The sequence below is a fragment of the Arsenicicoccus dermatophilus genome (genome assembly GCF_046267915.1).
Taxonomy (GTDB): domain Bacteria; phylum Actinomycetota; class Actinomycetes; order Actinomycetales; family Dermatophilaceae; genus Arsenicicoccus; species Arsenicicoccus dermatophilus_A.
Map to the genome: position 1 here is coordinate 3033244 of NZ_CP176520.1, position 22727 is coordinate 3055970.

22 protein-coding genes and 1 riboswitch are annotated in these 22727 nt (G+C 75.0%); of the genes, 7 read left to right on the forward strand and 15 right to left on the reverse strand.

Annotated elements, in window-relative coordinates:
- Window positions 1-68 precede the first annotated feature (68 nt).
- Together ACK2IS_RS14280 and ACK2IS_RS14285 are read right to left on the reverse strand one after the other, a co-directional pair.
- On the reverse strand, window positions 69-2336 hold the full coding sequence (locus tag ACK2IS_RS14280) for an ATP-binding cassette domain-containing protein (protein ID WP_409483956.1): 2268 nt from the start codon (window positions 2334-2336) through the stop codon (window positions 69-71).
- Entirely contained in the window at window positions 2333-2995 is a 663-nt protein-coding gene (locus ACK2IS_RS14285) for an ECF transporter S component (protein WP_409483957.1), read from the reverse strand. The genes ACK2IS_RS14280 and ACK2IS_RS14285 overlap by 4 nt, the downstream gene beginning before the upstream one ends.
- A gap of 45 nt (window positions 2996-3040) precedes the next feature.
- A riboswitch (TPP riboswitch) is annotated at window positions 3041-3146 on the reverse strand.
- 37 nt (window positions 3147-3183) lie between these two features.
- On the opposite strand from ACK2IS_RS14285, the gene ACK2IS_RS14290 reads away from it, so the two are divergent.
- Window positions 3184-3498, forward strand: a complete 315-nt coding sequence (locus ACK2IS_RS14290; RefSeq protein WP_409483958.1) for a DUF4235 domain-containing protein — start codon at window positions 3184-3186, stop codon at window positions 3496-3498.
- Window positions 3499-3546: 48 nt separating this feature from the next.
- Here the strand turns inward: ACK2IS_RS14290 and ACK2IS_RS14295 are convergent, their stop codons facing one another.
- The 8 genes from ACK2IS_RS14295 to ACK2IS_RS14330 form a co-directional block, all read right to left on the reverse strand.
- Window positions 3547-4035, reverse strand: a complete 489-nt coding sequence (locus ACK2IS_RS14295; RefSeq protein WP_409483959.1) for an NUDIX domain-containing protein — start codon at window positions 4033-4035, stop codon at window positions 3547-3549.
- Window positions 4036-4054: 19 nt separating this feature from the next.
- The gene (locus ACK2IS_RS14300) at window positions 4055-6508 is read right to left on the reverse strand and encodes an FtsX-like permease family protein (protein ID WP_409483960.1); all 2454 of its coding nucleotides are present in this window, start codon (window positions 6506-6508) and stop codon (window positions 4055-4057) included.
- A 3-nt stretch (window positions 6509-6511) separates the two neighbouring features.
- Entirely contained in the window at window positions 6512-7282 is a 771-nt protein-coding gene (locus ACK2IS_RS14305; RefSeq protein WP_409483961.1) for an ABC transporter ATP-binding protein, read from the reverse strand.
- A 319-nt stretch (window positions 7283-7601) separates the two neighbouring features.
- Window positions 7602-8333 carry a response regulator gene (locus ACK2IS_RS14310; RefSeq protein ID WP_409483962.1) on the reverse strand — a complete coding sequence of 244 codons (732 nt, stop codon included), beginning with the start codon at window positions 8331-8333 and terminating at the stop codon, window positions 7602-7604.
- A gap of 11 nt (window positions 8334-8344) precedes the next feature.
- Window positions 8345-9613: a sensor histidine kinase gene (locus tag ACK2IS_RS14315; RefSeq protein WP_409483963.1), complete on the reverse strand. Its 1269-nt coding sequence runs from the start codon at window positions 9611-9613 to the stop codon at window positions 8345-8347.
- A 147-nt stretch (window positions 9614-9760) separates the two neighbouring features.
- Window positions 9761-10996, reverse strand: coding sequence for an imidazolonepropionase (gene hutI, locus ACK2IS_RS14320; RefSeq protein WP_409483964.1), 1236 nt, complete (start codon window positions 10994-10996; stop codon window positions 9761-9763).
- Window positions 10993-12342, reverse strand: a complete 1350-nt coding sequence (locus tag ACK2IS_RS14325) for a formimidoylglutamate deiminase (protein ID WP_409483965.1) — start codon at window positions 12340-12342, stop codon at window positions 10993-10995. Before ACK2IS_RS14325 ends, hutI begins: the two co-directional genes overlap by 4 nt.
- 51 nt (window positions 12343-12393) lie before the next feature.
- Complete coding sequence (locus ACK2IS_RS14330) at window positions 12394-13614, reverse strand: allantoate amidohydrolase (protein WP_409483966.1); 1221 nt, start codon at window positions 13612-13614, stop codon at window positions 12394-12396.
- A 98-nt stretch (window positions 13615-13712) separates the two neighbouring features.
- Between ACK2IS_RS14330 and ACK2IS_RS14335 the strand changes: the two genes are divergently transcribed.
- Genes ACK2IS_RS14335 through ACK2IS_RS14350 form a run of 4 tightly spaced genes read left to right on the forward strand, consistent with a single transcriptional unit; the run spans window position 13713 to window position 17243 of the window.
- Window positions 13713-14699, forward strand: coding sequence for an ABC transporter ATP-binding protein (locus ACK2IS_RS14335; RefSeq protein ID WP_409483967.1), 987 nt, complete (start codon window positions 13713-13715; stop codon window positions 14697-14699).
- Window positions 14696-15454, forward strand: a complete 759-nt coding sequence (locus tag ACK2IS_RS14340; RefSeq protein ID WP_409483968.1) for an ABC transporter permease — start codon at window positions 14696-14698, stop codon at window positions 15452-15454. Before ACK2IS_RS14335 ends, ACK2IS_RS14340 begins: the two co-directional genes overlap by 4 nt.
- Entirely contained in the window at window positions 15451-16641 is a 1191-nt protein-coding gene (locus ACK2IS_RS14345; RefSeq protein WP_409483969.1) for a sensor histidine kinase, read from the forward strand. The genes ACK2IS_RS14340 and ACK2IS_RS14345 overlap by 4 nt, the downstream gene beginning before the upstream one ends.
- Window positions 16638-17243, forward strand: a complete 606-nt coding sequence (locus ACK2IS_RS14350) for a response regulator (protein ID WP_409483970.1) — start codon at window positions 16638-16640, stop codon at window positions 17241-17243. The genes ACK2IS_RS14345 and ACK2IS_RS14350 overlap by 4 nt, the downstream gene beginning before the upstream one ends.
- Window positions 17244-17369: 126 nt before the next feature.
- On the opposite strand, the gene ACK2IS_RS14355 is transcribed toward ACK2IS_RS14350, so the two are convergent.
- The 3 genes from ACK2IS_RS14355 to ACK2IS_RS14365 form a co-directional block, all read right to left on the reverse strand.
- Window positions 17370-17663, reverse strand: coding sequence for an endonuclease domain-containing protein (locus ACK2IS_RS14355; protein WP_409483971.1), 294 nt, complete (start codon window positions 17661-17663; stop codon window positions 17370-17372).
- Window positions 17617-18084, reverse strand: a complete 468-nt coding sequence (locus tag ACK2IS_RS14360; protein WP_409483972.1) for a hypothetical protein — start codon at window positions 18082-18084, stop codon at window positions 17617-17619. Before ACK2IS_RS14360 ends, ACK2IS_RS14355 begins: the two co-directional genes overlap by 47 nt.
- A gap of 261 nt (window positions 18085-18345) precedes the next feature.
- Window positions 18346-18531: a hypothetical protein gene (locus tag ACK2IS_RS14365; protein ID WP_409483973.1), complete on the reverse strand. Its 186-nt coding sequence runs from the start codon at window positions 18529-18531 to the stop codon at window positions 18346-18348.
- A 156-nt stretch (window positions 18532-18687) separates the two neighbouring features.
- Between ACK2IS_RS14365 and ACK2IS_RS14370 the strand changes: the two genes are divergently transcribed.
- Window positions 18688-19101 carry a hypothetical protein gene (locus ACK2IS_RS14370; RefSeq protein WP_409483974.1) on the forward strand — a complete coding sequence of 138 codons (414 nt, stop codon included), beginning with the start codon at window positions 18688-18690 and terminating at the stop codon, window positions 19099-19101.
- Window positions 19102-19160: 59 nt separating this feature from the next.
- Here ACK2IS_RS14370 and hutU read toward each other — a convergent pair whose 3' ends face one another.
- Together hutU and ACK2IS_RS14380 are read right to left on the reverse strand one after the other, a co-directional pair.
- On the reverse strand, window positions 19161-20816 hold the full coding sequence (gene hutU / locus ACK2IS_RS14375; RefSeq protein WP_409483975.1) for a urocanate hydratase: 1656 nt from the start codon (window positions 20814-20816) through the stop codon (window positions 19161-19163).
- Window positions 20817-21007: 191 nt separating this feature from the next.
- Entirely contained in the window at window positions 21008-21442 is a 435-nt protein-coding gene (locus ACK2IS_RS14380; protein WP_409483976.1) for a cold-shock protein, read from the reverse strand.
- A gap of 129 nt (window positions 21443-21571) precedes the next feature.
- Here ACK2IS_RS14380 and ACK2IS_RS14385 point away from each other — a divergent pair, with 129 nt between their 5' ends.
- Window positions 21572-22717, forward strand: coding sequence for a glycosyltransferase (locus tag ACK2IS_RS14385; protein ID WP_409483977.1), 1146 nt, complete (start codon window positions 21572-21574; stop codon window positions 22715-22717).
- Window positions 22718-22727 lie beyond the last annotated feature (10 nt).

Below are 22727 nucleotides of genomic sequence, written 5' to 3' on the forward strand. Positions count from 1 at the left end.
CTCGGGTGACTGGACCGCACGGGTGGAGGTGGCGCGAGGAATCACCCGTCCGTCGCCACCGGGCGTGGTCAGCGCAGGTGGCCGAGCACCCCCGCCATCCCCACGACGAGCGCCACCAGCAGCACGCCCAGGTCGCCGCGTCCGCCGCGGGCGGGCTCCGCCCAGGTCCGCCGCCCCTCCCGGACGACGGCCGAGGAGAAGCCCCGCGCCTCCATCGCCACCGCCGTACGACCGGCCTGGCGCAGCGCGAGGACGAGCAGCGCGAAGGTCGACCCCGCCGCGTCACGCACCGCGGCGAGCACGCCGCGGCCACCGGTCACCGCGCGCACCCGACGCACCGCCCGCAGCTGTGACGCCGTGGACCGCAGCTCGTCGAACCGCTGCAGCGCGACCACCGCGGCCACCACCGGACGGGCGGGCAGCCGCAGCCGCTGGCAGAGGTGGTCGCCCAGGGTGAAGGGCTCCAGGTAGGCGCCGAGGAGGACGCCCGGCAACGCCGCGGTCGTCATCCGCAGGGGCGCCAGGGCGGCGGCCGGCGCGTCGTGGTGCTCCGACCAGGCCCAGCCGGACCACCACAACGAGGCCGCGGCCACGACGAGCGGCCCCAGGCGCAGCACCGGCTGCGGCCAGCGCAGCCCGCACAGGGCGACCAGGACCACGAGCTCCACGGCGAGGAGCAGCAGACCGGAGCCGAGCGACGGTATGGCGAGACCCGCCACCGCGGCCACGAGCAGGAGCAGCAGGAGCGGCAGCGGGGAGGCGTGCGAGGCCAGGCCCCGGCCGCGTCGTCGGGGCGTGGCGGGTCGCCGGTCCGGGCTCGGGAGGGCGACCTCGCGGGTGGCGCCGCCCGCGAGTAGCCGGTCGTGGGTGGCGGTCACGACCGTGGTGCCGGCACGGGCGGCGGTGCCCGCGAGCCCGGCGACGGCCGCCCAGGTCCGGCGGTCCTGTCCGACGGTGGGCTCGTCCAGCAGGAGCACGCCGGGGCCGTGGACCAGGGCGGCGACCAGGCCGAGGCGGCGCTGCTCGCCGCCGGACAGGTGGTGCGGGTCGGCGTCGAGGCGCTCGCTCAGCCCGACGACGGCGAGCAGGTCGCGGGCGCGCCGCTCGGCTGCCTCGGGGTCCTGGCCCAGGGCCCGCGCGGTCATTTGGGCCTCGTCCAGCACGGTGCGCGCGAGGAGCGGCAGCTCGGGGCGCTGCGGGACCCAGCCGACGACGGCGGCGAGGTCGGGGCCGTCGGCGGCGGCGGGCGGGCCGTCGACCCCGTCGAGGTGGGCCAGGCCGCGCGTGGGCTCGTCCAGGCCTGCGGCGAGCGCGAGCAGCGTGGACTTGCCGGCCCCCGAGGCGCCGGTCAGCGCCACGAGCTCACCGGGCGAGGCGGCGAGCGCGACGTCCTCGAGCACCACCACCGGCGGGTGCTCGACCTGCCAGGAGGCGAGGCCCGGCTGGGTCTGGCGGGTGTGCTCGGCGACCTCGACCGAGAGACCGGCGGGCCGGGCCGGCGTGACCAGCGCGGGCTCGACCGCCGTCGGCGTCGGCGCCGGGGCGCCGGGCACCCACAGCCCGAGCCGCGTCAGGTGCTCGGCCTGGGCGTGCAGCGTCGTCGCGAGCGGCCCGTCGGCGACCACCCGCCCCTGGTCGCCCAGCACCACGAGCCGGTCGCACAGGTCGGTCCAGTGCTCCAGGCGGTGCTCGACGACGACGAGCGTGGCGCCGGAGGTGGTCACCGCCTCGGCCACCGCCGCTCGCACCTCGGCGGCGGCGCGGGGGTCGAGCATCGAGCAGGGTTCGTCGAGCAGGAGCAGGCCGGGGCGCAGGGCGAGCACGCCCGCGAGCGCCAGCCGCTGGGCCTCGCCCCCGGACAGCGCGCGGGTCTCGTGGTCCTCGGCACGAGGGAAGCCGACCGCCCGCAGCGCCGACCGCACCCGCGCCCAGATCTCGGGGCGTGGCGCCCCGGCGCACTCCGGGCCGAAGGCCACGTCGCGGCCGACGGTGCGGGCGACGACGGCGTCGGCGGGGTCCTGCAACAGCAGCCCGGCCTGCGCCTGCGCCTGCGTCGGCACAGCGGCCGCACCGGTGCCGGTCGCGCCCTCGACCGGGCCGGGAGCCACGGCACCGTCGGTCACCTCGACCGACCCGGTCAGCTCGCCCCCGCCGGTCTCCGCCAGCACCCCCGCCAGGGCGCGCAGCAGCGTGGACTTGCCCGAGCCGGACGCGCCGGCGAGCAGCACCCGCTCCCCCGGTGCCAGGTGCAGGGACACCCGGTCCAGGACCGGCACGTCCAGGCCGTGCGGCAGCCAGGTCAGGTCCTGCGTCGCGACGGCGGCCCCGCCGGTCATGCGGCGCGTCGCGCCTCGCGGGCCTCCTGGGCTGGCGGGAAGGCGTCGACCGCGCCGGACCGCGCCAGGGCCCGGACCAGCGCCACGGCCCCGAGACCGGCGATCACCGCGCCGGAGATCACCCCGAACGCGAGGTAGACGAGCTTGTGGACCGGTGCGAGCTGCGGGACGTAGGCCCACCACTCGTAGCAGCAGATCTCCAGGACGGCGGCCAGCACCCCGCCGAGCACGGCCGCGGTCAGGTCGAAGCGACGCCAGCGCCACACCGCCATCGCGAGCTCCACGCCCAGGCCTTGCAGCAGCGCGGACAGCATCACCAGCGCGGCCCACTTGTTGCCGAGCAGGGTCTCCACGGTCGCGGCGATCAGCTCGACGTAGAGCGCCGCCCCGGGCCGCCGGACCAGCAGGGCGCCGGCCACCGCGGGCAGCAGCCAGACCCCGAGCACGAGCGACCCGATCGGAGCGTAGGCCGCGGCCGGTCCCTCCACGAGGTGGTAGAGCGAGTTGTCCCAGGCCCAGAAGGCCACGCCCATGGCCACGGCGAGGACGGCGCCCACGACCAGGTCGATGCCGCGCCAGCCCAGCAGGGGCCGGCGGGCGAGGACGGACCACGGCGAGCGGGTGCCCGTCGCGTCGGTGGGGCGGGTGGTGGTGGCCATACGAGAGATCTCCTGGTCGGTGCCAAGAGGGAGAGGTGCCGGGGCACCTCGAGAAGCTCGACTCCCTTCGCCGGTGCTAGCCGGAGCAGGTTCGAGGGTCTGCGGACCGATCCGCACTCTCAGCGCTGGGTGCGCTCCCCTGTCGTTGAAAGGTGACGATAACCGCAAGGACGTGTGAGACTCAACGCATGGGACCTAACCTCTGGAAGCTCATCGGCACCGGGGCCGCCGCGCTCGCCGGTGTCGTCGCCAACAAGATCGTCAACACCAGCTGGCAGAAGGCCACGGGCAAGGAGGCTCCCTCCGACCCCACCAACCCCGAGGTCGACTGGAAGGAGGCGCTCGCCTTCGCGGCGCTGTCCGGCGTCGTCATGGGCGTGGCCCGTCTCGTCGCCCAGCGCCAGACCGCCAAGGGCTACGTCGCCGCGGTCAAGCGGCAGAGCAAGGACATCGGCGAGGTCGACCCGCAGGCCCAGGCCGACGTCAGCAGCGACCGCGCCTGACCCCAGGCACGTCCCAGGCCCGTCCCCTGTCGTGGGGGCGGGCCTCGGTCATGCTTGCGGGCCGCGGGCGAGTCGGTCCTGCAGCACGTCCTGCAGCAGGTCCAGCAGCGGACGCTGCCCGGCGACCAGGCGCTCGCGGGCGGCCGGCAGGCTCAGCCACTCGGCCCGGTCGAGCTCGGGGAAGCGGATGACCCGGCCCGACCCGCGCGGCCACTCCATCTCGACCTCGGTGCAGGAGACCAGCGCGAGGTCGGGCGCCGCCACGGCATACGCCTGGACGACCTTGCCGCCGGACTGGCGGACCTGGCCGAGGTCGAGCCAGGGGCCGGGCGGCGCGGGCATCCCGAGCTCCTCGGCGACCTCGCGGCGGGCCACGGCCTCCAGGTCGGTCTCCCCCGGCTCCACCTCGCCCTTGACGATCGACCAGGCGCCGGCGTCCTTGCGCGCCCAGAAGGGTCCACCCATGTGGCCGACGAGGACCTCGAGCCCGTCGGCGGTGTGGCGATAGGGCAGCAGTCCGGCGCTGGTGCGAGGCATGGCGTCAGCCTAGGTCGGGTCACTCGGTCGCGAGGGCTGCCGAGGGACTCACCCGGGCGGCCCGATGAGCCGGTATGACGGACGCGGCCCATCCTGCGGCCAGGGCGACGGCGGCGACCAGGGCCAGGCGGGCCCAGGGGATGTCGATCGCCACGGTCAGGTCGCCGCCGAGCGCGGCGTGGGCCGCGGCCACTCCGTAACCCACCCCGAGGGCCAGCCCGACGAGGGTGCCGACGCCCGCGAGGGTCAGCGCCTCCAGGCCGAGCATGGCGCGCAGCTGGCGTCGCTCGAGCCCGAGTGCGCGCAGCAGGCCGGACTCCTGGGTGCGCTCCAGGACGGACAGCCCGAGGGTGTTGCCGATGCCGACGAGGGCGATGAGCACCGAGAAGGCGAGCAGCCCGGTCACCACCATCAGCGCGGTGTCCATGACTCGCTGCAGCTCGGCGCGCTGGCCGGCGACCGAGGCGGTCTGGCTGCCCGGGATCTGCGCGGTGTCGGTGGCGAGCCGCTCGGCGATGGCGGCCGCGTCCGCCCCGGGGACGAGCCGGACCCAGGCGGCCGCGGGGGCGGCGGGGTCCAGGCGCCGGGCGGTGGCGGCGGTGACGACGGGGGTCGAGGGGTGCTCGTCACCGACGTGGGCGCGCAGCTCGATGGTGCGGCCGCCCTGGGTGAGCCGCACCCGGTCGCCGGTGCGGGCGCCGGTCTGCGGGGTGAGCAGGACGGTCCCGTCGTCGAGCCCCGCGAGGCTCCGGGCGCGGCGGGAGACCTGCCCGGCCGCGTGGGTGATGCCGGTGACGTCCTCGGCCTGCGGGTCGCGGCCGGCGATCGACAGGGTGGGGTGCAGCCGCGTGACCAGGGCGGCCTGCTCGACGACGCGGCTGCGCCGGACGGTGGCCAGGTCGGCGGCGGTGAGGCCCTTGGCCGCCTGCACCGTCGCGTCGACCGGATAGCGGCGGTCCAGCGAGTCGTTGCCGGAGCGGGTGGCCGACGCTGCCGCGACGGTGGTCATGGTGATCAGGGTGACGCCGACGAGCAGGGCGGAGGCGGTGGCGGCGGCGCGGGCCGGGTTGCGCCGGGAGTTGTCGACCGCGAGCGCGCCGGGCACTCCCCAGAGACGAGCGGGTATGCCGCCCACGAGCGCCGCCAGGGCCGGCACCACCACGGGCGCGAGCAGCATGATCCCGACGAAGGACACCAGGCCGCCGGGCACGCCGAGGGCCATCGAGTGGGCCCGGGCGCCGAGGACGAGCAGCACGGTCCCGGCCACCGCCCCGAGGGCCCCCAGGACCAGGCGGGTGCGGGCGACCCGGCGCCCCCGGGAGGCCGGCTGCGGCCGCAGCGCCGCGAGCGGGGTCACCCGGGTCGCCGCGCGGGCCGGCATGAGGGCCGCGACCAGGGTCACCAGCACGCCCACGACCGGCGGGACCAGCAGGGTGGCGGGCGCCGCGGTCAGGCCGCCCAGGTCCATCGGGGTGCCCGCGCTCAGGCGGACCGCGCCGGCGGCGAGCGCCAGGCCGAGCCCGACGCCGACGAGCGAGCCGACGACGCCGACGAGCACCGCCTCCACGACGACCGACCCGCGAACCTGGCGGCGCTCGGCGCCGATGCAGCGCAGCAGCGCGAGCTGGCGGGTGCGCTGCGCGACGAGGATGGCGAAGGTGTTGGCGATGACCAGCATCGCCACGAACGTCGCGATGATCGCGAAGACGAGCAGCGCCGAGGTGATCACGGCGACCTCGCTGCCGAGGTCGGCCATCCGGGCGTCCCGTTCCTCGGCGCCGGTGCGGACGGTGAGGCTCTTTGCGGCGGGTAGCGCGGCCACGGCGGTCTTGAGGCGGGCGGCGTCGGTGGCGCCGTTCCCGGCATACACCGCGCGGTAGCCGGTCGTCCCGGTGAGGGTCCACAGGTCCCGCTCGGGCAGGAAGCCCCAGGGGTTGCCGGTCGCGTCCACGGCGTCGGCGCCGGGGTGGACCAGGCCGACGAGGCGCAGGTCGCGCACCTGGCCGTCGGGCAGCGGCTTGAGCCGCACGACCTGCCCGATCGCGAGATCGCGGGAGCGGGCGGCATCCGCCGCGAGGGCGATCTCGCCGGCGGCAGGCAGGCGGCCGGCCTCCAGCGTCGTGGTCGAGCTCAGACGGGGCACCGACCGCAGGGCGAGGAAGGCCTCCCGCCCGCCGACCAGCTGCCGCACGAATCCCGTGGCCACGGCGCGCACCTCGGTGTCGGGGTGGGCGGCGCGCAGCTGCTCGACGAGGGCCGGGGGGACCGTGCCGTCCCGCCCGGGGCCGGTGACGACGACCGCGCTGGCGCCGACGGTGGCGCGGACGTCGCGGGTGAGCCGCTCGCTCAACGAGTCGCTGAGCGCGAGACAGGCGGTGACGAAGGCGACGGACACGGCGATGGCCACCAACACGCTGACCAGGCGGCGACCCTGGCCGCGGACGTTGGCTGCTGCCAAGGAGATCGACGTCATCGCTCAGGCCCCCAGACCACGCAGCGCGCCGAGGACGTCGTCGGCGGTGGGCTCGCGCAGCTCGCCGGCCAGGCGACCGTCGGCGAGCAGGAGGACCCGGTCGGCGTAGGTCGCGGCGTTGGGGTCGTGGGTGACCATGACGACGGTCTGGCCGAGCTCGCGGACGCTGCGGCGCAGCAGGTCGAGCAGCTCGTGCCCGGTCACGCTGTCGAGGGCGCCGGTCGGCTCGTCGGCGAAGATCACCTCGGGCCGGGTCACCAGCGCGCGGGCGACGGCCACCCGCTGCTGCTGGCCGCCCGACAGCTCGGTCGGCTTGTGCCGCAGCCGATCCCGCAGCCCGAGCACCTGCACGACGTGGTCCAGCCAGTCCTGGTCCGGGCGGCGGCCCGCCAGGCGCAGCGGGAGCAGGATGTTGGCCTCCGCGGTGAGCGTCGGCAGCAGGTTGAAGGCCTGGAAGACGAACCCGATCCGCTCGCGCCGCAGCCGCGTCAGCCGGGTGTCGTCCAGCGTGGTCAGGTCCGTGTCGCCCAGCCACACCTGGCCGCTCGTGACGTCGTCCAGCCCGGCCGCGCAGTGCATCAGCGTCGACTTGCCCGAGCCCGACGGCCCCATGATCGCGGTGAGCTCGCCGGCGGCCAGGTCCACGTCCACCCGGTCCAGCGCGACGACCCGGGTGTCGCCCTCGCCGTAGGTCTTGGTCAGCTCCCGCACCCGCACCGCGGGGGTGCAGGTGGCGGACCTGGTCGAGGGGGGTGCGGCGGGTGCGAGGCTCATCGGAGGCTCCTGACATATGGCGATCGAGGACGTCCACGACGCTAGGGAGCCGGGTCTGTCGCGCGGATCCGCCTGCGGGGCGGTTGCTCTCGTCATACCCAGGTCGTATGCCGGGAGGGCACCTGCGACCCCGGTCGCACCTCGCCCCTCGCCGCGCGCCCTCCCGACCTCGACCCACCCACGACCTTGCTGCGCTCGCAGCTCAAGAACTACACGTCTGGGCGCTCAAGACGTGTAGTGACGCAGCTGCGAGCGCGGGAGAGAGCGGGCGCGAGAGGCTCCGGGGTATGGCGGGCGGGGCATATGGCGGGTGCGGGGGTCAGGCGCGGGGGCGGACCAGGCCGGTGTCGTACGCGAGGACGACCATCTGCACCCGATCGCGCAGGTGCAGCTTGGCGAGGATCCGACCGATGTGGGTCTTGACGGTGGCCTCGGCGAGGTAGAGCTCGGCCGCGATCTCCTGGTTGGTCAGGCCCTGACCCACCGCGACGAGCACCTCTCGCTCGCGCTCGGTCAGCGGGGCCAGCCGTTCCTCGGCGCCGGCGGGGGCCGGGGCGCCCTCGTCGGGCAGGTCCGGCAGGAATCGCTCCAGCAGCCGGCGGGTCGCGCTCGGGGCGACCACGGAGTCCCCGTGGTGCACCGCGCGTATGGCGGCCAACAGCTCCGCCGGACCCGCGTCCTTGAGCAGGAAGCCGCTGGCCCCGGCCTTGAGCGCGGCGTGGACGTACTCGTCCAGGTCGAAGGTCGTGAGCACGAGCACCCGCGCCGACGCGCCGGACGCCACGATGCGGCGGGTCGCCTCGACGCCGTCCATGCGGGGCATCCGGATGTCCATGAGCACCACGTCGACGTCGTCCACCCCCGACGTCGACGACCCCGAGACTGAGGCGCCCGCGGTCGTGGGCCCGGCGACGCGCGCCACCGCGGCCGCCCCGTCGCCCACCTCCCCCACCACGATCATGTCCGGCTGGGCGTCGAGCACCATGCGAAAGCCCATCCGGACCAGCTCCTGGTCGTCGGCGAGCAGCAGCCGGATCGTGTCGTCGGTCATGAGTCCCCCTGTCACAGGGCGGCGGTCGCGGCACCCAGCGGCAGGCTAGCAAGCACCTCGAAGCCGCCACCCAGTCGCTCGCGGGCGACCAGCTCGCCGCCCACGGCCGCCATCCGTTCGCGCATCCCGACGAGCCCGTTGCCGTGCCCGTCCCCGGACTCGGGACCCGATCCCGAGCCCGAGCGCGCGCTCGAGCCCGGCCCGCTCCCGGTGTCCCGGACGGCCAGCTCGACGCGCCCGGGCAGGTGCCGGATCTCGACCGCCACGGATGCGCCGGCACCGGCGTGCTTCATGGCATTGGTCAGCGCCTCCTGCACCACGCGATAGACCGCCATGCCCTCGGTGGCCCCGAGAGCGGCGTGCCCGGCGGGGTCGCCCACGACGGTCAGGGTCGCCGGCATACCGGCCTCGTCGACCTTGGCGACCAGCTCGTCGACCTGGTCGAGCGTGGCCTGCGGGGCATAGGACACCTCCTCGCCGGACTCGCGCAGCACCCCGACGAGGCGGCGGGTCTCGGCGAGGGCGGTGCGGGCGGTGTCGCCGATGGTGGCGAGGGTCCGCGCGGCGACCTCGCGGGCGGCGTCGGGGTCGCCGTGCTGGACGGCATACCCCGCGCCGTCGGACTGGACCACGATCACCGAGAGGGAGTGGGCGACGATGTCGTGCATCTCGCGGGCGATCCGGGCCCGCTCCTCCTGGGCTGCGAGCCGCATCGAGGAGTCGCGCTCGCGCTCCAGGGACCGGGCGCGGTCCTGCAGCGAGGCCAGCAGGTCCCGCCGCTGGCGGGCGAGCACCCCGGGGACGTAGAACGCCACCGACAGGGCGACGCTGAACACCCAGTTGGTGATCCCGTAGACCACCGGGTCGATGATCCCGTGTCCGACCCGCAGCGACCAGTCCCAGGACCCGAGCGCCGCCCCCACCAGCGCGGCCGCGAGCCACCAGTGCCGCCACTCGCGCCGGCCGTAGGCCCCCACGGCATAGAGCATCAGCAGCGCGCTGATGTCGACGGGCAGCGTCACGTCCCACAGCCACAGCTGGGTCAGGCAGCCGAGCGCGACCACGGCGATGGCGGCGTCCGGGCGGGTGCGCCGCCACACCAGCGGCAGCACGAAGAAGCCCACCGCCCAGGCCATCGCGGCCCACGGGGAACCGAGGCGGCTCTCGGGCAGTCCGCCGGTGATCACGACGAGGGGACCGACGACCAGGAGGGCCCAGACGCCGTCCACCAGCATGGGATGAGCGGCGAGCCAGGCGCGCAGGCGGTGCAGTCGGGTCACCCGCCCCACGCTAGGTCGTCGACCACCGCCGGGTCGTCATCCCCAGGTCTGACCTGCGGTCAGAGCTCCGAGGTCTGACCTGCGGTCAGGGCCCCCAGGCCCGCACCGCGGGCGCCCGGACCAGGCGCGGCCGAGATCCGGCTGGGCTCAGGAGAGGTCGAGGGCGGTGGCGAGCGGGACGCCCGCGCGATAGGACAGGTGGACGTATGACGGCGCGTCCAGCAGCGTCAGGTCCGGCCGCGCGCCGATCCCCAGGTGCCCCACGTCCGAGCGCCGCAGCGCCGCGGCCCCGCCCCGGGTGACCGCGAGCAGCGCCTCGGCCGGGGTCATCCCCATCTCCCGCACGGCCAGCGCCACCACGAAGGGGATGGACGAGGAGTAGCACGTGCCCGGGTTGCAGTCGGTCGCGAGCGCCACGGAGACGCCGGCGTCCAGGAGGGCGCGGGCATCGGGATAGGGCGAGCGGGTGGCGAACTCCACGCCCGGCAGCAGGGTCGCCACCGTGGTCGCGGCGCACGACACCAGGGCGTCCACGTCGGCGGGGGTCAGGTGGGTGCAGTGGTCGACGGACGCGGCCGCGAGCTCGCAGGCGAGCTGCACACCGGGTCCGGCGGAGAGCTGGTTGCCGTGGACCCGCAGCTCGAGCCCGGCCTCGCGACAGGCGAGCAGGACGGTGCGCGCCTCGTCGCCGTCGAAGGCGTGCGCCGACGCGGGCTCGCAGAAGACGTCGCCCCAGGCGGCATACGGCGCGCAGGCCTGGAGCATCGGCCCGGTCACCAGCTCGACGTAGTCCGCCCGCCGGTCGCGGAACTCCGCGGGGACCACGTGCGCCCCGAGGAAGGTCGTCTCCTCCACGCCGGCCTCGACGGCCAGCCGCAGCATCCGGGCCTCGTCCGCGACGGACAGGCCGTAGCCGGACTTCACCTCGACGGTGGTGGTGCCCTGGGCGCGCATCTCGGCGAGGCGGTAGAGCAGCCGGTCCTGCAGCTCCTCGTCGGAGGCGGCGCGCGAGGCGGCGACCGACACGGCGATGCCGCCGCCGTCATAGGGCTCCCCGGTCATCCGGGCGGCGAACTCGGCCCCGCGGTCCCCGGCGAAGACGAGGTGCGCGTGGGAGTCGACGAACCCGGGCACCACGCAGCGCCCCTCGACCGAGATCACCCGGTCGGCGGCGGGCGCCGACGCGGCGGGTCCGACCCAGGCGACCGAGCCGCGCTGCGGGACGGCCTCGCCCTCGAGCATGCGGTATGCCGAGACCCCCGGGGCCGGCAGGTCGTCGACGAGGACGGCCGCGTCGCGCAGCAGCCCGAGGGGAGACTCGTCGCCGAGGGTCGGGTCGGCGGTGACGAGCTCGCCGATGTCGGTGACCAGCAGCGAGGTCACATCTCCTCCAGGAGCTGGTCGAGGGCGGTGCGCAGCATCAGGGCCACCGAGCCGTGGCGGTGGTAGCCGCCCTCGACGACGACGCGGCCGCCGACGACGACGGTGTCCACGTCGCCGGAGGTGGCGGCGAAGAGCACCTGGGCCGGCTTGGCGCCGACGGTGCGGACCGAGTCGAGGCGCACGGTGCACAGGTCGGCGAGGGCGCCCACCTCGAGCCGTCCGCCGTCGGGCCACCCGAGCGCGCGGTAGCCGTTCTCGGTGCCGATGGTGGCGAGCTCCAGGGGCGTGAACCGCCCCCGCTCGTTGGTGACCAGGCGCTCGTGCATCTCCAGGGAGCGCAGCTCGCCCCACGGGTCGATGGACACGTGCTGGTCGGTGCCGATGGACAGCGGCGAGCCGGCGCGGTGCAGGTCGTAGGCCGGGCCGATGCCGTCGGCGAGGTCGCGCTCGGTGAGCGGGCAGAAGCACGCGCCCGTCCCGGAGTCGCCGAGCAGCCGGATGTCCTCCTCGGTGAGGTGGGTGGCGTGCACGGCGGTGGTGTGCGCGGAGAGCACCTCCTCCTCGGCGAGCAGCTGGGTCGGGGTGCGGCCGTAGCACGCGAGGGTGGCGGCGTTCTCGGCGAGCTGCTCGGACAGGTGGACGTGCAGCGGCATCGGCGCCTGGTGGACGCCGCCCGCGTCGCCGGCCATCTCGGCGATCTCGGTGAGCTGGTCCCGGGGCACCGCGCGCACCGAGTGGATCGCGGCCCCGACGCGGAACTCCGGGCCCTCGACGAGCTGGCTCACCCGCCCGGCCCAGGACTCGGCCGAGCCGTCCCCGAACCGGCGCTGGGCGCTGTCGAGGGGGTGGTAGCCGCCCCCGTCGAGCCCGCCGGTGAGGTAGCACGTGTCCAGCAGGGTGAGCCGGATCCCGGCGTCCGAGGCGGCCTCGCGCAGGGCGTGCCCCATCTCGTTGGGGTCGGCGTACGGCCGCCCGTCCGGCTGGTGGTGCACGTAGTGGAACTCGCCCACCGTCGTGAAGCCCGCGAGCACCATCTCGGCGAAGACCGCCCTCGCCAGGTCGCGGTAGCTGTCCGGGGTCAGGCGGGTCATCACGGCATACATCCGCTCCCGCCAGGTCCAGAAGTCGCCGCCGGAGGCATGGGTCCGCCCGCGCAGCGCCCGGTGGAAGGCGTGCGAGTGCGCGTCGGCCATGCCGGGGAAGGTCACGCCCTGGAGCTTGGTGTCGCCCGGTCGCGGGTGGGTGCGCACCTCGACGGCGCTGATCCGGTCACCGCTGACCTGGATGCGCACGCCGCTCGTGATCCCGCTCGGCAGCTGGGCGTGCTCGGCCCAGAAGGTCGTCATCGTGGCTTCTCCTCGACATGCCCGCTGCGGGGGCAGCGACGCGGCTCCACCCTAAGCCCGGGCCTCGGCGGTCAGGTCGGCGACGACCCGGCTCAGCGCGTCGACCCCGGCGTGGCAGTCCTCGACCTCGGCGTGCTCCTGCGGCGAGTGGGAGATGCCGGTGGGGTTGCGGACGAAGAGCATGGCGGTGGGGACGCCGGCGCCCGCGAGGATCCCGGCGTCGTGGCCCGCGCCGGTGCCGAGCAGGGGCGCGTCGTCGAGCAGCACCGACAGCCGCGCCGCCAGCTGCGCGTCAAAGCCCGTCTCCGGGGTCCAGCTCTCCTCGACCGCCTCGACGCCCACCGTGCGGGCGACCTCGGCGACCACCTCGCGCACGTCGGCGTCGACCGGGCCGCGGGCGTCCAGCCAGGCGGTGACCTGCGAGGGGATGGCGTTGACGCCGCCGGGGACCACGCGGGTCTTGCCGATCGTGGCGACGCAGGCGTGGGTCTGCGCGGAGCTGCGCGCGGTGAGGATGGCCGAGGCCAGGCGCAGCATCGGGTCGTCGCGGTCCTCCAGCCGGGTGGTGCCGGCGTGGTTGGCCTGCCCGACCAGGTCCAGGCGCCAGCGGCCGTGCGGCCAGATCGCGGTGCCCACGGCGACCGCGCGGTCCAGGTCGGCCAGGCCGCGGCCCTGCTCGACGTGCACCTCCACGAAGGTCCCGACCCGCCCGACCGCCTCGTCGTCGCGACCGATCGCCCCCGGGTCGCGTCCGGCGGCCCGCAGCGCCTCGGCCATCGTCACGCCCTCGTTGTCGGTCAGCGACAGCGCCCGCTCGGGGGTCATCGCGCCGGTGACGACCCGCGAGCCGATGCACGCGACACCGAAGCGCGCCCCCTCCTCGTCGGCGAAGTTCACGACGCCCAGCGGCACCTGGGGGGTGTGGCCGGCGGCGCGCAGCGCGTCGACCGTGGCGAGCGCCGTGACCACGCCCAGCGGGCCGTCGTACGCCCCGCCGTCCGGCACCGAGTCCAGGTGCGAGCCGATGACCACGCCGGGGCCCTGGGCGTCCGGGTCGCCCCACCAGGCCCACTGGTTGCCGAGGCGGTCCTCGACCAGGTCCAGGCCGCGGCGGGCGCACTCCCCCGCGAACCACTCGCGCAGCGTGGCGTCCTCGCGGGTCCACGCGAACCGCCGGTAGCCGCCGGAGCCGGCGCGCCCCACGGGCTGCAGCTCCGCCCACATCCGGTCGAAGTCCGTGACGGCAGGGCTGGGCGAGGTCGGCGTCGACATGCCCCGAACCTATCCCCGACCCTCGTGACAGGTGTCATGGGGGCGACGTGACAGCCGCCTCTGCAGGCGGGGACCGGGTCCGGACCAGGCTGGGAGCCATGACGACACCAGCGATCGAGCTGCGCGACCTGCGCAAGGAGTTCCGGGTCAAGAAGGAGACGGTCACCGCCGTCGACGGCCTGGACCTGACCGTGCTGCCCGGCGAGGTGGTGGCCTTCCTCGGACCCAACGGCGCCGGCAAGACGACGACCCTGGACCTGGTCCTCGGGCTCACCTCCCCCACCTCCGGGACGGTCCGGACGTATGGCGGCGCGCCGCGCGCGGCGGTGCAGGCGGGGCGCGTCGGTGCCGTGCTCCAGACCGGCGGGTTGCTCGACGACCTCACCGTCCGCGAGACCGTCCACCTGGTCGCCTCCACCTATCGCGAGCTGGCGCTGCGCTCCCGCGCCCACGTCACCGAGGTCGTCGAGCGGGCCGGGCTCACCCGCCTCGTCGACCGCCGCGTCGCCACCTGCTCCGGCGGCGAGCAGCAACGGCTGCGGTTCGCGCTCGCGCTGCTGCCCGAGCCGGACCTGCTGATCCTCGACGAGCCCACCGCCGGCATGGACGTGCAGGCGCGCCAGGACTTCTGGGCCACCATGCACGCCGACGCCGCGGCCGGCCGGACCGTCGTCTTCGCCACCCACTACCTGGAGGAGGCCGAGCACTTCGCGCAGCGGATCGTCCTCGTCGCCCGCGGCCGGGTCGTCGCCGACGGCACCGTCGCCGAGCTGCGCGCCCGCTCGTCCACGCGGGTCGTCTCCGCGGACGTCGACGCCGCCGACCTGTCCCGCGTGCAGGGCCTCCTCGCCCGCACCCCCGGGGTCGGGCAGGTCGAGACCGTCGGGACCGGACGGACCGGCATCCGGCTGACGGCCCGGTGCACCGACTCCGACACCCTCGCCCGCGTGCTCCTGGAGGGGGGAGCCCGCGAGCTCGAGGTCAGCCGGGGCTCGCTGGACCAGGCCTTCGTGGACCTCACCGGCGGCGCGACCGCCGACACCCCACCCGCCGACCACCCCCGCACCCTGGAGCTGCAGCGATGAACGTCACCTACTACCGCTACGAGATGGTCCGCGAGCTGCGGGACCGCGTCGGCCTGTTCTTCACCGCCGGGATGCCGCTGTTCATGTACCTCGTCTTCGGTGCCTCCCGGTCGTACGGCGACCTCTCCGCCGGGCACGGCAACCTCGCGGCGCACGTCATGATCTCGATGGCGTTGTACGGCGCGATCAGCGCCACCTCCTCCCTGGGCGCGGCCGCGGCCCTGGAGAAGACCCTCGGCTGGGGCCGCCAGCTCGGCCTGACGCCCCTGGCCGACGCGCAGTTCGTGCTGGTCAAGGCCGCCGCCGCGGTCACCATGGCCGCCCTGCCCGTCGCGGTCATCTATGCCACCGCCGCCACCACCGGCGCCCGCGCCGAGCACCAGGTGTGGTGGCAGTCCGCGCTGCTCGTGGTGCTCGGCGCCGCGATGTTCGCGCTCTTCGGGCTGTGCTTCGGGCTGGGGATGCGCTCGCGCTCGGCCGTCGGCGCCGCCAGCGGCGCACTGGTCGTGCTGGCCTTCCTCGGCGGGCTGTTCATGCCGCTGTCCGGCGTCCTGCTGCAGATCGGGCGTCTCACCCCCCTGTATGGCGTGGCCCAGCTCGCCCGCCACCCGTTGACCGGCGGCCACACCATCGACGGCGACGGCCACCTGGTCGCCGAGCCGCTGTGGATCCCGCTCGCTAACGTGGCGGCATGGCTGGTGATCCTCGGGGTGCTCGCGACGCTGCTGGTGCGCCGCGGCCGGGAGCGGGCGTGACCGACGGCGTGGTCACGGCTGCCGTCCCGAGCGGGACTGCCCCGGTCGGAGCCGGCCCGACGGAGGCCGCGCCGGTCGGGGCCGGTCCGACGGAGGCCGGCGCCGCCTCGGCGCCCGGACCGGACAACCCCTGGGTGCGGTTCGCCTGGATCATGCCCGCCGTCTGGCTGGTCTTCCTCGTCCATCCCGCCATCGCGATGGTGCGGACGCCCCACCCGGTCTGGGTGCGGGCGCTGGGCCTGGCCGACCTGGCGGCCTTCGGAGCGGTCTTCGTCTACGGCTGCGCCCGCTGCTGGGCCGAGACGCCCTGGCCACGGTCCCGCCTCGCCTACCGGCTGTTCGCGGTGCTGATCGCCCTGGTGGCGGGACAGCTGCCGGTGATCGGTCTCGAGGCCCTCGGCATCGCGCCGTTCCTGGTGTCCTTCCTGGCGTTCACCTTCCCGATCGCCCTGGGGCTGGCCCTGAGCGCGGTGGTGTGGGCGCTCGCCGTCGGCGTACCGCTGATCACGGGTCGGGGCTCGGACTGGGTGGGGATGCTCGCGATCCTCGGAATCGTCACGGTGAGCACCTTCGTGACGCGGGTGAGCAACGCGCGCGGGCTGGAGTACGACCGGGCCGTGGAGCGGCTGCGGCTGTCCGAGGAGCGTGAGCGGGTCGCGCGGGACGTCCATGACGTCCTCGGCCACTCCCTCACCGTGGTGTCGGTCAAGGCCGAGCTCGCCGAGCGGCTTCTCGACGTCGACGTGGAGCGGGCCCGGGCCGAGCTCGCCGACATCCGCTCGCTGACCCGCACCGCCCTGGCCGAGATCCGCGCCACCGTCGGCGGCCTGCGGGTGGCCGTGCTCGCCGACGAGATCGACGCCGCCCGCACCGCCCTGACCGGCGCCGGGATCGAGCCCGACCTGCCCACCGACCTCACCGTCGTCGACCCCCGCCACCGCACGGTCCTCGCCTGGATGCTGCGCGAGGCGGTCACCAACGTCGTCCGCCACTCCGACGCCACCCGCTGCACGGTCCGCCTCGGCCCCGGCTCCCTGGTGGTCGAGGACGACGGACGCGGGCTGCGAGGAGGCCGCGAGGGCAACGGGATCCGCGGCCTGCGCGAACGCGTCGCCGCCGTGGGCGGCGGCCTGGACCTCGCCGGCGGCCCCGGCGGCCGCGGCACCCGACTGGAGGTGACCTTGTGATCCGCCTGCTGCTCGCCGACGACCAGGCCATGGTGCGCGGGGCCCTCGCCGCACTGCTCTCGCTGGAGCCGGACCTGGACGTGGTCGCCCAGGTCGGGCGCGGCGACGAGGTGCTGCCCGCCGTCCTGGAGACCCGCCCCGACGTGTGCCTGCTCGACATCGAGATGCCCGGGCTCGAGGGGATCGCGGTGGCCGCGCAGCTCGCCCGCGAGACGACCGGGGTGCGGTCGCTGGTGGTGACCACCTTCGGGCGGCCGGGCTACGTGCGGCGGGCGCTGGAGGCGGGCGCCTCGGGCTTCGTGGTCAAGGACGCCCCCGCCTCCGAGCTGGCCGAGGCGGTGCGGCGGGTCCACGCGGGGCTGCGCGTCGTCGACCCGGCCCTCGCCACCGAGTCCCTGTACGGCGGCGCGTCGTCGCTCACCGCCCGCGAGGTCGACGTGCTGCGGCTCGCGCTGGAGGGACACCGGGCGCCGGCGATCGCGTCGCGGCTGTTCCTGTCGGCGGGGACGGTGCGCAACCACCTCTCGTCGGCCATCGCCAAGACGTCGACCGCCACCGCCGTGGAGGCCGCCCGCGAGGCCCAGCAGCGCGGGTGGCTCTGACGCCGTCCTCCCGGCATACCTCCCCCTCCCGCGCACGTTTCGGCGCCTCCCCGGCACCCTTCCGCGCTCGCAGCTCAGTCAGCGCACGTTTTGGGGGCCAGAACGTGCAGTTCTTGGGCTGCGAGCTCAGGCAGCCACCCCGAGCGACCGGGCCTGCTCCGCCAGCGCACGCTCCACGGCCTGCATCGTGCGCTCCCAGTGCTGGAAGTGGTCGACGCGGTTGATCACGATCACCCGATAGCCGAGGCGCTCGAGCCGGTTGCGCCGCGCCTCGTCGGCGAGCCGCTGCTCCGGAGTCCGGAAGTGGTGGTCGCCGTTGTACTCGACCACGAGCTTGTAGCGCTCCCACAGGAAGTCGGCATAGGCGAAGGGCTCACCGAGCTCGTCGACGACGGGGGCGTTCAGCTCCGGCGCGGGCATGCAGCTGCCGGAACACGTGCGGGGCATCGAGGACTGGGACGGACAGCTCGGGCAGCATCACGGTGGGCAGGTCCGGACGGTTGAGCCGGTGCCCGTCGACCCGCTCGCGCCGTGGCGGCGTACGGCCGTAGCACGCCACGTCGAGGTGCGGCCGCTCACGGGCACTCCAGCGCCATGGCACCGGCAGTCCCAGCAGCCAGGCGGCGGTCAGGTGCGAGTAGCTGCATCCCGGCGGGAGCACGAGGGACAGGGCCTGCGCGTCCTCGAGGACGGTGGTGGGCAGGTGGTGGCCGAGTACGCCGCGATGGGGCCGCGGCAGCCGCGCCAGCGTACGGCGTGAGACTCCCAGCTCCACCGCCTCCGCGACCGTGAAGAAGGGGCGAGCCGCGAGTCCTGGAGGGAGCCTTCTGTTCGTGGTCATGCTCGACAGTTTGATCAGGTTTGCACCCGCTGAAGATCACTATGCACAGGAGCGCGGCTCGGGCATGGGGCCTGTGGATCACGCCCTCGTACCCCTTCCGCGCTCGCAGCTGAGAAAGTGCACGTCTCGACGCCCAGAACGTGCACTGTGTGAGCTGCGAGCGCAATTCAGCGCGGGGCGGGCGCGGGTGTGGTCGCCATCGGCGAGTACCGCCGAGCGGGCGTACGACAGGCGGGCCAATCGGTGGGTGCCGGGCGGGGGTCAGGGCAGGGCGGACGGGGGCGGCAGGGTGCGCGTGGGAGCCGGTGTGCGCTGCACGTACCCCACGATCACGGACACGGCTCGTCCCTGCGGCGACGCCGGCTGGTCGGTGTCGCAGACGCACAGGTGCAGCATCACGATCATCATCGCGGCGGCCACGGCGGCCGCCGTCTTGAGACTTCTCATCGGATCCCCCCAGGAGGTGCGCACCCATCGGGCGCCCGTCTGTGAGACGCACGGGTCCCCCGAACGGTTGTCCGGCGACGCCCACTTCTTCGACGTCGCGCGGCACCTGTGGACGACGCCGGTCGCTCCGGGCCGGGCGTGCGGCATGCTCGGGTGATGACGGACGCGACGATCACCATCGAGCTCACCCGCATCGAGCAGCAGGTGCTGGGCAGCGGGCTGGGCGAGTGGGGCGGCCCGGTCGCCCCGAGCCCCGCCCTGATCACGCTGCTCGAGTGCGCCGACGTGGCGGACTTCTACGCCCGGACCGACCGCCTCCATCGGGCGATCTCGAGCGGCGCCGGACTCACCGCCGAGGACTGGTACTGGGCACTGGACTGCACCGAGATCGCCTTCGTCAGCGACGGGCTGGGCGTCGGGGTGGAGTGGGCGACGTGCACCGGTCTCGACGACGTCGAGACCCTTCACGCCCTGCGCGGCCTGCAGCGGCGGCTGCCCCGGCTGCTGCGCCCCACGGACCTGCCCAGCCGTATGCCGGACGGCGGCCCCGACCACCCGCAGCAGGGGTGACCGGGGCCGGGCGACGAGACGGCCTTGAGCGGGCGGCGAGGCGGCCGGGACCGGGTGGCTCAGCCCTCGCGCATGGGGATCCGCACGTCGCGCTCGGCCGCGACCTCGTCGGCGCGCTCGTAGCCCGCGTCCACGTGCCGGATGACGCCCATGCCGGGGTCGTTGCGCAGCACGCGGGCGAGCTTCTGGGCGGCGAGCGGCGTGCCGTCGGCGACCGACACCTGACCGGCGTGGATGGAGCGGCCGATCCCGACGCCGCCGCCGTGGTGGATCGACACCCAGGAGGCGCCTGACGACGCCGCGACGAGGGCGTTGAGCAGCGGCCAGTCGGCGATGGCGTCCGAGCCGTCGGCCATGGCCTCGGTCTCGCGGTAGGGGGACGCCACGGAGCCGCAGTCCAGGTGGTCGCGGCCGATCACCACGGGGGCCTGCAGCTCACCGCTCGCGACCATGTCGTTGAACCTCAGGCCGGCGCGGTCGCGCTCGCCATACCCCAGCCAGCAGATGCGGGCGGGCAGACCCTCGAAGGCGACCTTGTCGCGCGCCCCGCGGATCCAGCGCTGCAGCCGGTCGTCGTCGGGGAAGAGGTCGAGCACCGCGCGGTCGGTGGCGTAGATGTCCTCGGGGGAGCCGGACAGCGCCGCCCAGCGGAAGGGGCCCTTGCCCTCGCAGAACAACGGCCGGATGTAGCGCGGCACGAAGCCCTCGATCTCGAAGGCTCGCTCGCAGCCACCCTTGCGGGCCTCGTCGCGGATCGAGTTGCCGTAGTCGAAGACCTCGGCGCCGCGGTCCTGGAAGTCGACCATGGCCTGCACGTGCGCGGCCATGGACTCGCGGGCCCGGTCGGTGAACTCCTCGGGCTTCTTGGCGGCGTAGTCGGCCCACTCGTCGACCTCGACGCCGACCGGCAGATAGCTGAGCGGGTCGTGGGCGGAGGTCTGGTCGGTGACGACGTCGATCTCGACGCCGCGGCGCAGCAGCTCGGGGAAGACCTCGGCGCAGTTGCCGACGACGCCGACGGACAGCGCCTTGCGGGCGGTCTTGGCGGCGAGCGCCTGCTCCACCGCGTCGTCCAGCGAGGAGGCCACCACGTCGAGGTAGCGGTGCTCGACCCGCCGCCGCAGCCGCGCCTCGTCCACGTCGACGACGATCACGACGCCGCCGTTGAGGGTCACGGCGAGGGGCTGCGCGCCGCCCATGCCGCCGCAGCCGCCGGTGAGGGTCAGGGTGCCGGCGAGGCTGCCGGCATACCGCCGCTCGGCGATGGCCGCGAAGCACTCGTAGGTGCCCTGCAGGATGCCCTGGGTGCCGATGTAGATCCAGGAGCCGGCGGTCATCTGGCCGTACATCGTCAACCCGCGCTGCTCCAGCTCGCGGAACTTCTCCCAGGTCGCCCAGTCGCCGACGAGGTTGGAGTTGGCGATGAGCACGCGCGGCGCCCACTCGTGGGTCTGCATGACGCCGACGGGCCGTCCGGACTGGACCAGCATGGTCTCGTCGTCCTCGAGGGTGGTCAGCGTGCGCACCATGGCGTCGAAGCTGCGCCAGTCGCGGGCCGCCCGGCCGGTCCCGCCGTAGACCACGAGGTCGTCGGGACGCTCGGCCACCTCGGGGTCGAGGTTGTTCATGAGCATGCGCAGCGGGGCCTCGGTCTGCCAGCTGCGTGCGGTGAGGGTGGTGCCGCGCGGTGCGCGGACGGGGCGGGCGCCGTCCATGGCTGCCTCCTGCTGATGGTGCGGTCTCGGCAGCGCTGCCGGACCGTAGGCCGGAAAGAAAGTCCCTCCATCCCACCCCCGGGGGAGCACGCCGGACCAGCAGCCCGACCGGGTAACTGTCCCGCATCCGAGACATCACCCTCGGCGGCCTCCCCCGCGCCGAGGCGCTCGGGCCGGACGCCGTGGAGCGGTCAGTCCTCGACCCAGCCGAACCCGCGGGCCATGGCCCCGAGCCGGGTGCGCAGGTGGATGATCTGGGTGCCGGTGAGCGTGGGCTCGGCGCGCAGCAGCAGCTCGGTGACCGTGGCCTCGAACTCGCGCGGCGACAGCACGTCCACCTCGCCGTCGGGACGGTCGTCGCGAACCGCCACCGGGTCGACCGCCTGGGCCCGCAGCCGCCGGACGTCGGTCTCGTCGCCGAGCGCCCGGACCTCCGCGGCCTTGGGGCCCTTGGCGCCCTCCTCCGCGACGTACTCCACGATCACGCCCGGTCGCACCTGGGATCGGTCGCCGACGATGTCGTTGACGTGGAGGAACACGTCCGGGCCGTCGTCCATCGGGGCGATGAAGCCATACCCCTTGACCGCGTCGAACGACAGCACCTCACCCTGGATCACATCCGCCATGCCTCGCAGACTACCCACCGTGAGGGGGCCGTGCGGGGGATAGACCCGCTCCGGTGCCAGGGCGGGATCCGTCGCCGGGCGCGGTCGCCCGGAGCAGCCCGGTCGGGGGCGGGCCGCTAGGGTCGCGGTGTGGAGCTCCGCATCGCCCAGCTGGCCAACTTCGTGGGCCCGACGTCCGGCGGCATGAAGATCGCGATCGACCAGCTCGCCCGCGGCTACCGCGCCGGTGGCGCGCAACGGCTGCTCGTCGTGCCCGGCTCCACCGACGACTGGATCGAGACCGAGCTCGGGTGGGTGGTCACGGTGGCGGCGCCCACCGTCTCGGGCGGCTACCGGATGATCGTCGACCCCCGGCCGGTGCTGCGGGCGCTGGAGGCCTTCGGGCCCACCTCGCTGGAGGTGTCGGACAAGACGACGCTGCTCGCGGTCACCGTGGCCGCCAAGCGGCGGGGCATCCCGACCGTGCTGTTCTCCCACGAGCGGCTCGACGCCATGCTCTCGCTGCGGGTGGGGCTGGGCACGGGCCTGTCCCGCAGCCTGCGGCACCCGCTGCGGTGGTTCAACGGGCGGCTGGCCCGGGTCTACGACGAGATCGTGGTGACGAGCGCTTATGCCGCGGGCGAGTTCTCGGGGCTCGCGGCCGTCGACGCCACCCGGCTGCACCGGGTGCCGCTCGGCGTGGACCTGGAGACCTTCGCCCCGCTCGACGAGGCCGTCCGCGCCGACATACCCCGGGACGGTCTGCTCCGGCTCGTCCACGCCGGGCGCCTGTCCCGCGAGAAGGAGCCGCACCTGTCTCTCAAGGTGCTGCGCGCCCTGCACCGCCGCGGCGTCCCGGTCCACCTCGACGTGTATGGCGAGGGCCCGATGCGCGGCGAGCTGGAGGCGCTGGCCGCCGGGCTGCCGGTGATCTTCCACGGGCACGTGGCCGGCCGCGGGGCCATCGCCCGCCGGCTCGGGGAGGCCGACGTCTCGCTGAGCCTGTGCGCGGGCGAGACCTTCGGGCTGGCGGTGCTGGAGGCCCTGGCGTGCGGCACTCCCGTGGTGACCGCCGACCGCGGGGGCGCCCGCGAGCTCGTCGACGACACCTCGGGCGGCTGGGCGGCCGCCGACGATCCCGAGGCCCTGGCCGACGCCGTGCTCCGCGTGGCCGAGCGGCCGGAGGCGCAGCGGCGCCTGGCGGCGCGGGCGCGCGCCGAGCGCTATCCCTGGGCGGCGCCGGTCGAGCGGATGCTGGCGCTGCACCGCGAGCTGGCTACCCGCCCCCGCGACTGACCACGCCCCT

Excerpts from the sequence above, each read along its gene's own strand:
- ACK2IS_RS14340 (WP_409483968.1), top strand. The coding sequence starts at position 14,696 with ATGAACGTCACCTACTACCGCTACGAGATGGTCCGCGAGCTGCGGGAC.
- ACK2IS_RS14380 (WP_409483976.1), bottom strand. The coding sequence starts at position 21,442 with ATGGCGGATGTGATCCAGGGTGAGGTGCTGTCGTTCGACGCGGTCAAG.
- ACK2IS_RS14360 (WP_409483972.1), bottom strand. The coding sequence starts at position 18,084 with ATGACCACGAACAGAAGGCTCCCTCCAGGACTCGCGGCTCGCCCCTTC.
- ACK2IS_RS14355 (WP_409483971.1), bottom strand. The coding sequence starts at position 17,663 with ATGCCCGCGCCGGAGCTGAACGCCCCCGTCGTCGACGAGCTCGGTGAG.
- ACK2IS_RS14365 (WP_409483973.1), bottom strand. The coding sequence starts at position 18,531 with ATGAGAAGTCTCAAGACGGCGGCCGCCGTGGCCGCCGCGATGATGATC.
- ACK2IS_RS14335 (WP_409483967.1), top strand. The coding sequence starts at position 13,713 with ATGACGACACCAGCGATCGAGCTGCGCGACCTGCGCAAGGAGTTCCGG.
- ACK2IS_RS14370 (WP_409483974.1), top strand. The coding sequence starts at position 18,688 with ATGACGGACGCGACGATCACCATCGAGCTCACCCGCATCGAGCAGCAG.
- ACK2IS_RS14290 (WP_409483958.1), top strand. The coding sequence starts at position 3,184 with ATGGGACCTAACCTCTGGAAGCTCATCGGCACCGGGGCCGCCGCGCTC.
- ACK2IS_RS14310 (WP_409483962.1), bottom strand. The coding sequence starts at position 8,333 with ATGACCGACGACACGATCCGGCTGCTGCTCGCCGACGACCAGGAGCTG.
- ACK2IS_RS14305 (WP_409483961.1), bottom strand. The coding sequence starts at position 7,282 with ATGAGCCTCGCACCCGCCGCACCCCCCTCGACCAGGTCCGCCACCTGC.
- ACK2IS_RS14280 (WP_409483956.1), bottom strand. The coding sequence starts at position 2,336 with ATGACCGGCGGGGCCGCCGTCGCGACGCAGGACCTGACCTGGCTGCCG.
- ACK2IS_RS14285 (WP_409483957.1), bottom strand. The coding sequence starts at position 2,995 with ATGGCCACCACCACCCGCCCCACCGACGCGACGGGCACCCGCTCGCCG.
- ACK2IS_RS14300 (WP_409483960.1), bottom strand. The coding sequence starts at position 6,508 with ATGACGTCGATCTCCTTGGCAGCAGCCAACGTCCGCGGCCAGGGTCGC.
- ACK2IS_RS14330 (WP_409483966.1), bottom strand. The coding sequence starts at position 13,614 with ATGTCGACGCCGACCTCGCCCAGCCCTGCCGTCACGGACTTCGACCGG.
- ACK2IS_RS14295 (WP_409483959.1), bottom strand. The coding sequence starts at position 4,035 with ATGCCTCGCACCAGCGCCGGACTGCTGCCCTATCGCCACACCGCCGAC.
- hutU (WP_409483975.1), bottom strand. The coding sequence starts at position 20,816 with ATGGACGGCGCCCGCCCCGTCCGCGCACCGCGCGGCACCACCCTCACC.
- ACK2IS_RS14325 (WP_409483965.1), bottom strand. The coding sequence starts at position 12,342 with ATGACGACCTTCTGGGCCGAGCACGCCCAGCTGCCGAGCGGGATCACG.